The organism is Mesorhizobium sp. M1006, assembly GCF_040318825.1.
Classification (GTDB): domain Bacteria; phylum Pseudomonadota; class Alphaproteobacteria; order Rhizobiales; family Rhizobiaceae; genus Mesorhizobium.
Window position 1 is genome coordinate 1 of sequence record NZ_JAMYMZ010000161.1, and the last position, 694, is coordinate 694.

General features: G+C 57.5%; 1 protein-coding gene and 1 pseudogene. One reads left to right on the top strand and one right to left on the bottom strand.

The window, feature by feature from the left end:
- Nucleotides 1-115: pseudogene (locus tag NKH60_RS35035) on the bottom strand (methylaspartate ammonia-lyase); the annotation flags it as partial.
- A 5-nt stretch (nucleotides 116-120) separates the two neighbouring features.
- Between NKH60_RS35035 and NKH60_RS35300 the strand changes: the two are divergent.
- The gene (locus tag NKH60_RS35300; protein WP_502907816.1) at nucleotides 121-483 is read left to right on the top strand and encodes a hypothetical protein; all 363 of its coding nucleotides are present in this window, start codon (nucleotides 121-123) and stop codon (nucleotides 481-483) included.
- Nucleotides 484-694: the final 211 nt, after the last annotated feature.

The following is a 694-nucleotide window of genomic DNA, read 5'->3' on the forward strand; positions in this document are numbered from 1 at the left end:
GACGACGGCTCAGCATCGCGAGCAATCGGTTCTGTTCGTTCCCGACGATGGAAAATGCCTCGTCGACACCCATTCCGGGCTTTGCAAGCATCATGTCGGCCTGGGTTGCCATAGTCGGTTGTGTTCGAAGGGCTCGAATACCTTCGCGCAGCCGTCAAGATACCGAGACGCATCGACATCGAGAAGCCGCGGCACCACCACCCGCGACGTCGAATCGCTGTCGGGGAACCGGTAACGCCCGGTTTCGATTTCATTCGAATTGCAGCATCGTCGCTCAGTCTCGGGCTCGTTCTTGCCGACGAGACCGTTGTTTGGGGCGACATGATGAACGTCCAGCACTCTGGTGCTGGCGGACGGGATTCGCTGTTCGACACGATTCAAATTACGCCGCCGACCGAATGGCGGCCTGATCGTCATAGAAAAATGCGCGATTGCCAGGCGCGAGAAGGAATAGATAAAGCCGTCCTGCGTCGACTTCTTTGATCTGCACCTCGTTTCGCTCGACTTGTCGGACGCGTTGACGGAGGATGCGGTTCGATCCGCTGTTCGGCAGCATGCGCCCCTTGGCGTTGAGTTTGCCAATATTATCTCCCGGTCGGCACCATCGCGTTTTCAGATGGCCGGCGCCTGCCAGAGAAACTGCCGCCTATAGTGGTTACTTGCATTTGTTCGATGTGGCGCCCCATCATCTCTT